We start from the raw sequence: 6,847 nt of genomic DNA on the forward strand, positions 1-6,847 counted from the left end.
CTTCTGAGCCCGCCGACGAGGGGACGCGGACCGGTTCTCGGTCCGCGTCCTTTCCGCGCATACGGCAGGATGGACACATGCAGCCTTCGGACTTTTCCCCGAACAGTGCCGTCGACCTCGGTGCGCGCAAGGCGGCCATGGAACGTGAGGCCAAGCAGCGCGCCGCCGAGTCGGCGGGTCGATCCAACCCTTACGCCGTGAACGTCGACGAGGGCAACTTCCAGGCCCAGGTCCTGGAGCGGTCCATGGCCGCCCCGGTGGTCCTGGCCGTCCTCGCCGGCTGGTCCGAGCAGTCCAAGCAGGTCGAGAACGCCCTGGACAAGCTCTCCGCGGCCTCCGGCGGCAACTGGTTCCTCGCCAAGGTCGACGGCGAGGCCAGCCCCCAGCTCGTGCAGGCGCTGCGGGTGCCGACCACCCCGATGATCATCGTCGTCGTGCAGGGCCAGCTCCTGCCCGGCCCGGCGGGCCCGGTCCCCGAGGACCAGCTCACCGCCTGGCTGACCGAGGCCTTCGCCGCGCTCAAGGAGCAGGGCGCCCTGCCGCCCGGCCACCCCGGCACCCTGTTCGGCGAGGGCGGCCCGGAGCAGGCCGAGAGCCTCGCACCGGACACGGACCTGCGGCCCATCGACGCCGAGGCGCAGGAGGCCCTGGACCGGGAGGACTTCGACACGGCCGAGGCGATCTACGCCAAGGCGGTCGAGGGCGACCCCAAGGACACCGAGTCCAGGAGCAAGCTCGCCCAGGTCCGGCTGGTCCGGCGGCTGCGCGCGGTGGACATGAACGCCGTGCGCAAGGCCGCCGCCGACGACGCGCAGGACGTGGAGTCCCAGCTGGCCGTCGCCGACCTGGACATGTACGGCGGCAAGTTCGAGGACGCCTTCGACCGGCTCATCGGGCTGGTCAAGCGGACCGCGGACGAGGAGCGGGACGCGGTGCGCGCCCGGCTGCTGGAGCTGTTCGACCTGCTGCCCCCGGGCGACAAGGCGGTGGCCTCGGCGCGCCGGCGGCTCACCTCCGCCCTGTTCTAGAGGGGGATACAGGGAGGGGAGAGCGGCGAAATCGGTCGCCGTGAAGATATCGCTGTGCGGAAATCGGAAACATTGCCCACCGGTACCCGGACAAAGCGGTAAAACCACCCCTTCTTTCCCGGTTTTCGGGCCGGGAGGATAGGGGCGACCGGTGGCGGGTACAACCCTGCCACCGCGAGCCTCCCGGCCCGCCCGGTCCTCCCGGCAGGTGTCCCATGAGCAGCGAACGACCCCGCCCTGTCGTCACCATCTCGGCGACCTACGGCGCGGGCGGCGCCGTCGTCGGCCCCGCGGTCGCCGCCGCCCTGGGAGTGGTCTTCCTGGACCGGGCGGTGCCCAGCGCCGTCGCCGGGCGGATCGGCTGCTCCCTCGACGAGGCCCTCCAGCACGACGACCGCTCGCCCGGCGGGCTCGAACGCCTCCTCACCGGGGCCGTGCGCCTGCCCACCGTCACCCTGGGCAGCGTCGACACCGCCTTCGTCGGCACCGTCAACGACGAGGGACGGCTGCTCTACGACCACGAGTTCGTCGAGCACACCGAACAGGTCATCGGTGAGGTCGCCCACACCGGCGGGGTCGTCCTGGGCCGGGCCGGGGCCATCGTCCTGGCCGACCACCCCACCGCCCTGCACGTCCGGCTCGACGGCGCTCCCGAGGCGCGGCTGGAGCGGGCCCGCGAACAGTGGGAGTCGGGGGCCTCTGGCGGGGTCGGGGACACGGCGGCCCCTTCCACTCGTCGCCCGCCACCACCCTCAACGGACGCCTTCGGCGCAGCTCCTCCCACTGCGCGCATCCGCGACGACAACGACCGCGCCCGGGCCGCCTACGTCCGCCGCTTCTACCGCACCGACGCCGCCTCGCCGCGGCACTACCACATGGTGCTCGACGGCACCGTCCTCTCGGCGGGGGCGTGCGCCGACGTCATCGTCCGGGCGGCCCGCGACCGGGCCTCGGGGAAGACCGGCTGACCCCCCGGCGTTACCGTGGTGCACCCGTGGGACCAGCCGGTGATTCCATCCCGTCATCCCATCAACGCCGGTGGGAAATTCATCGGTTTTTCACGGAAGCGACAAATGTCGGCTTGTGCTGACTCCGGTGGCTTGACTCGGGTAGGGTGAGGCGACCCGAGTCGCGAGCCCCCTGACCGCGAACCGGGGTCCGCAGCGGTGCCGCCCCCGGGAGGCACCGCGCACATCCGATGCCCCGCCGCGCATCAACGGCGCCGCGCCCGGGGACGTCCGCACGTCCGGACACAGAAGCACCGGCACCACCCGAGGAGCACTACGTGGCCACCCTTCCCAGCGTTTCGTATTCCATCACCGTCCGCCTCGAACTGGACGCGGGGAGCACGGCCGTGGGTGGTCTCACCAACGCGGTCGAGCGCGTGGGCGGCATGATCACCGCGCTGGACGTGGCCGCCGCCGGACACGAGCGCATCCGCATCGACGTCACCTGCGCCGCCCGCGACACCGAGCACGCCCAGGCCATCGTCGACGCCCTGGGCGCCGTCGAGGGCGTCACCGTGCACAAGGTCAGCGACCGGACCTTCCTCATGCACCTGGGCGGCAAGATCGAGATGAAGTCCAAGGTGCCGCTGCGCAACCGCGACGAGCTCTCGATGGCCTACACCCCCGGAGTCGCCCGCGTCTCCCAGGCCATCGCCGCCAACAAGGACGACGCCCGCCGCCTCACCATCAAGCGCAACAGCGTCGCCGTCGTCACCGACGGCTCCGCCGTCCTGGGCCTGGGCAACATCGGCCCCGAGGCCGCCATGCCCGTCATGGAGGGCAAGGCCGCCCTCTTCAAACGCTTCGCCGACATCGACGCCTGGCCCATCGCCCTGGACACCCAGGACGTCGACGAGATCGTCCGCACCGTCCAGCTGATCGCCCCCGGCTTCGGCGGCATCAACCTGGAGGACATCTCCGCGCCCCGCTGCTTCGAGGTCGAGGCCCGCCTGCGCGAACTGCTCGACATCCCCGTCTTCCACGACGACCAGCACGGAACCGCCATCGTCGTGCTCGCCGCCCTGCGCAACGCCCTGCGCGTCGTCGGCAAGAAGCTGGGCGAGGTCCGCATCGCCATGTCCGGCGCGGGCGCGGCCGGGACCGCCATCCTCAAGCTGCTCATGCACGCCGGGGCCCGCGACGTCATCGTCAGCGACATCCACGGCGCCGTGCACGCCGGGCGCGGCGAGGACATGGACCCCAACCTGCGCTGGATCGCGGAGAACACCAACCAGGGCGGCTACTCCGGCGACCTCAAGGGCGCCGTGACCGGGGCCGACGTCTTCATCGGCGTCTCCGCGCCCAACCTGCTGACCGGCGAGGACATCGCCGAGATGAACGACGACGCGATCATCTTCGCGCTGGCCAACCCCGACCCCGAGGTCGACCCGGACGTGGCCCGCCTGCACGCCGCCGTCGTCGCCACCGGCCGCAGCGACCACCCCAACCAGATCAACAACGTGCTGGTCTTCCCCGGGTTCTTCCGCGGCCTGCTCGACGCCCAGAGCCACCACGTCACCTCCGACATGATGGTCGCCGCCGCCGAGGCCCTGGCCGACGTGGTCACCGAGGACGAGCTCGGCCCCAACTACATCATCCCGAGCGTGTTTCACGCCGACCTGTCCACGCACGTGGCCACCGCCGTCCGCGAGGTCGCCCAGCGGGGCCAGAAGACCGACCGCGATCGCGGCTGACGTACCCTTCCGGAACGGGGACCGGGCACGGGTCCGGGTCCCGTTCCGGGGTATGGGGTGTGGCATGGACCAGCCGACGATGACCGGGCGGCTCCTGGTGGCCGCCCCGGTGCTCCAGGAGGACTCCTTCCGCCGCTCGGTGGTGTTCGTCGTGGACGACACCCCCGAGGGCACCCTCGGGGTGATCCTCAACCGTCCCCTGGGCCTGCCCGTGGCCGACGTGGTCATCGACTGGGGCGCCCTGGCCAGCGAGCCCGCCGTGATGTTCTCCGGCGGCCCGGTCGGCACCGGCTCGGGCATCGCGCTGGGAGCGCGGGGCCCGGACGGGCCGCCGCCCGGCTGGTCCCCCCTGGAAGGATTGGACCCCGCCTCGGGTTTGACGGGTATCGGCGTGGTCGACCTGGACAACCCCGCGCCGGTACCGGGCACCGCCCTGGGCGGGTTCCGCGTCTTCGCCGGGTACGCCGGGTGGAGCGCCGGGCAGCTCGCCGGGGAGATCGAGGAGGGGGCGTGGTACGTCCTGGACGCGGTCGCGGCCGACGTGTTCACCACCGACCCCGAGGGGTTGTGGTCGCGGGTGCTGCGCCGCCAGGGCGGCGACCTCGCGATGCTGTCCACCTACCCGGACGACCCCACCATGAACTGAGGGCGGGCCGGGACGCGGCACGCTATACCGTGGAACGCAGACTTCGAAAGGTGAGAACGATGTCGATGGACGTCCTCAACAAGGTCCTGCCGGACAGTGAGACCAAGCCGGACACTTCGCACGATGGCGGGGACCGCGAGCGGTTCTCCCACTACGTCCAGAAGGACAAGATCACGGAGAGCGCCGTCACCGGCAACCCCGTGATCGCCCTGTGCGGCAAGGTCTGGGTGCCCAACCGGGACCCGAAGAAGTTCCCGGTCTGCCCCGAGTGCAAGAAGATCTACGAAGAGATGATGGCCTGACCCCGGCCGTCTCCGGGACACGAGGGGCCCCTTGGATCCATCCGGATCCAAGGGGCCCTCGTCGTGCTCGCTTCGGGCCGTGCGAGGGCGCCCCCATGGGCAGGAACCTTCGGCCCTACGTGAACATCCTCGCCCACCCGTCGCCCGCCACCACCCTCAAAGGACGGTCTGCGGCCGACGGGCCTTCTCCTCGAAGACGTTCACTTCAGGCCTCCAGAACCCTGCCGGGCGCCCTCGCCGCGTCATGCACTACCGGGTGACTAGACCTCGGCGGTCTCGTCGTCGGCACCGGCCTCGGCGGCCGGGCGGCGGCGGGACGCGGCCACGGCCACGCCGCCGGCGCCGACGGCCACCGCGGCGGCCGCGAGCAGGCCGGCCAGGGCGACACCGGTGTTCGGCAGGCCGGGCTTGGTGCCCCCGTCGCCGTCACCGGGGTCACCGCCGCCGGGGTTGCCGCCGTTGCCGCCGTCACCGCCACCGGGGACCTTGACGTCCTCGTCGACGCTGACGGTCAGCGTGATCGGGTCGAGCTGCTCGCCCTGGGCGTAGAAGTCCGCGAAGGCGGGCACGCCGTCGGCGGTCAGGGTCGCCGGGATCGGCTCCCAGCCGAGCACGCCCTCGGTCAGGTCGTACTGCACACCCGACAGGTCGAGGTCGGCGAACGCGACGTCGTCGTAGGTGACCAGCTCGGCGTTGGCCAGCGACTTGCTGACGATGTCGGCGTACAGGGTGCCCTCGGCGCCGTCGATGACCACGCGCGGGTTCTTGACCGTCATGTACAGCAGCGGGTCGGCGTCGCCGTAGACGTGGCCCTGGAACAGGACGGTGCCCTCGAAGGAGATCTCGGCGGTGGCCTCGCTCAGGTCCACCTCGCCCGAGCCGTTGGTGAACGCGAAGGTGCCGTCGTCGTTACGGCTCGCGCCGTCCTTGGTCTCGATGGTGCCCTTGGAGATGTTGCCCACGATGTAGTTGCGGAAGGACTCCCGCACGCCCCAGTCGGCGCGGCCGTTGTGGACCGTCAGCGGACCCTCGGGGTCGGTCGGGTCGGTCGGCTGCTCCGTGGGCTCCTCGGTCGGCTCCTCGTCGGCGGCGAAGGTGATCGGCGTCCACACGTCCTGGTCGCGGTTGGCCAGGTCGTTGCGGTCGTTGAAGACGGCCACGTAGCACTGCGTCTGGAGGCAGTCGTAGTCGCTGCCGCCCTTGCTGAAGGCGCCCACGACGTCGAGCGGGGTGCTGAAGGTGCCCTGCGCGCCCGGCGCGGTGTCACCGCGCAGCCACACGCCCGAGCCGTACCAGTGGGCCGGGTAGGAGTCCTCGGCCTGCGGGATCGCGGTGAGCGCCACGTAGATGCCCGAGCCCGGACGGAAGCCGGTGCCCGAGACGGTGACGACGTCGCCCTCGGCGTCCAGGCCGGTGGTCGGGGTGACCGTGACCTTGGGGTCGTGCACCGGGTCGGGGTTCCCGCCCCCGGCCTCGTCGATGCCCGCGGTGAAGGACAGCGGGTCCATCGGGTCGCCGGCGCTGTAGAAGCCGGCGAACGGCTCGACCGCGTCGGCGTGCAGGGTGCCGCCGGTGGAGGTGAAGACCAGGTCCTCGCCCTCGACGTCGACCTCGACGCCGGTCAGCTCGGTGACGGGGACCTGGCCGTACTCGATCAGGTCGCCCGGGGGCAGCGCGGGGGTGGCGCCGTTGAACTCGCGGCTGGTGACGTCGGCGTACACCGTGGCGGTGTCGTCCTCGAACACCACGCGCGGGTCGGCCAGGCGGACCTCCAGGACCGGGCCCTGGCCGTAGTCGTGACCGGTGAAGACGACGGTCCCGGCGAAGCTCACGTCACCGGAGGCGTCCTCCTTGGAGACCGCGCCGCCCGCCGTGGGGAAGTCGATCAGGCCGTTGGCGAGCTTGGTCGCGCCGTTGTCGGCCACGTAGCCGCCGCCCGCGATCGGGCTGCCCACGTAGTTGCGGAAGGACTGCTTGACACCCCAGGTGGCGGAGCCGCCGGAGAGCTGGAGGACCTCGTCCGCGGAGGCGGTGGGGGCGCTCGCCACGGCGAGCGCACCGCCCAGTGCCGCCACACCCGCGTAGGCGGTGAGGGAGCGCAGGGCGCGGCGGACCCTCCCGCGCGTGCCGCTGCTGGTCGTGCTGGTCATGGGATTCGTCGGTTCCAATC

Annotated in this window: 6 protein-coding genes; 5 read left to right on the plus strand and 1 reads right to left on the minus strand. The window is 71.8% G+C overall.

The genetic code is table 11. The features are described 5' to 3' along the window. The first annotated feature begins 77 nt into the window (after positions 1-77). From ACJOT3_RS30550 to ACJOT3_RS30570, 5 genes are all read left to right on the plus strand, one after another. The gene (locus tag ACJOT3_RS30550; RefSeq protein WP_406976603.1) at positions 78-1,028 is read left to right on the plus strand and encodes a tetratricopeptide repeat protein; all 951 of its coding nucleotides are present in this window, start codon (positions 78-80) and stop codon (positions 1,026-1,028) included. A 215-nt stretch (positions 1,029-1,243) separates the two neighbouring features. Further along, a complete protein-coding gene (locus ACJOT3_RS30555) occupies positions 1,244-1,996 on the plus strand; it encodes a cytidylate kinase-like family protein (RefSeq protein ID WP_406976604.1) in 753 nt (250 codons plus the stop codon). A 317-nt stretch (positions 1,997-2,313) separates the two neighbouring features. Beyond that, positions 2,314-3,729, plus strand: coding sequence for an NAD-dependent malic enzyme (locus tag ACJOT3_RS30560; RefSeq protein WP_406976605.1), 1,416 nt, complete (start codon positions 2,314-2,316; stop codon positions 3,727-3,729). A gap of 64 nt (positions 3,730-3,793) precedes the next feature. Continuing rightward, positions 3,794-4,375, plus strand: a complete 582-nt coding sequence (locus ACJOT3_RS30565) for a YqgE/AlgH family protein (RefSeq protein ID WP_406976606.1) — start codon at positions 3,794-3,796, stop codon at positions 4,373-4,375. A 59-nt stretch (positions 4,376-4,434) separates the two neighbouring features. Next, entirely contained in the window at positions 4,435-4,677 is a 243-nt protein-coding gene (locus tag ACJOT3_RS30570; protein ID WP_073379644.1) for a DUF3039 domain-containing protein, read from the plus strand. 260 nt (positions 4,678-4,937) lie between these two features. Here ACJOT3_RS30570 and ACJOT3_RS30575 read toward each other — a convergent pair whose 3' ends face one another. Then, positions 4,938-6,827, minus strand: a complete 1,890-nt coding sequence (locus tag ACJOT3_RS30575; protein ID WP_406976607.1) for an HtaA domain-containing protein — start codon at positions 6,825-6,827, stop codon at positions 4,938-4,940. Between the last annotated feature and the right edge of the window lie 20 nt (positions 6,828-6,847).

The sequence above is a fragment of the Nocardiopsis protaetiae genome (assembly GCF_045446735.1).
GTDB lineage: Bacteria > Actinomycetota > Actinomycetes > Streptosporangiales > Streptosporangiaceae > Nocardiopsis > Nocardiopsis protaetiae.